Raw genomic sequence first — 629 nt, 5'->3', positions numbered from 1 at the left:
TCGAGCAGGTAGACGCGCTGTCGGACACCGAGCTGCTCGACTTCACCATCCTGGCAAAGGTTTTCGGGTATCCCACCCCCACCGCCGCGGTGCAGCCCCCGCCGGTGCTCAAAGAGGGCGACGACTGCCCCGACTCGACGCTGGCGGTCAAGGGCCTGACCAACGCGCCCCAGTACTTCATCGGTGACCAGCCGAAGTTCACCATGGTCGTCACCAACATCGGACTGGTGGCCTGCAAGCGCGACGTCGGCGCCGCGGTGCTGGCGGCCTACGTCTACTCGCTGGACAACAAGCGGCTGTGGTCGAACCTGGACTGCGCGCCGTCCAACGAGACGCTGATCAAGACCTTCACCCCGGGCGAGCAGGTGACCACCGCGGTGACGTGGACGGGCATGGGCTCGGCGCCGCACTGCCCGCTGCCGCGGCCGGCGATCGGTCCGGGCACCTACAACCTGGTCGTGCAGCTCGGCAACCTGCGCTCGATGCCGGTGCCGTTCATCATGAACCAGCCGCCACCGCCGCCGGGCCCGGTGCCCGGACCGATCAGCCGGCCGCGGCAGCGGGCAGTGCGGCGCCGAGCCCATGCCCGTCCACGTCACCGCGGTGGTCACCTGCTCGCCCGGGGTGAA

1 pseudogene is annotated in these 629 nt (G+C 69.8%); it reads left to right on the top strand.

Annotated features, from left to right (window positions below):
* Window positions 1-629 (top strand): annotated as a pseudogene (locus tag A5646_RS05735) (hypothetical protein); the annotation flags it as partial.

It is taken from the genome of Mycobacterium sp. 1245499.0, from assembly GCF_001673615.1.
GTDB classification, from domain to species: Bacteria; Actinomycetota; Actinomycetes; order Mycobacteriales; family Mycobacteriaceae; genus Mycobacterium; species Mycobacterium europaeum_A.
The sequence above is the reverse complement of the archived record's forward strand: the minus strand, read 5'-3'. Positions and strand labels throughout refer to the sequence as shown.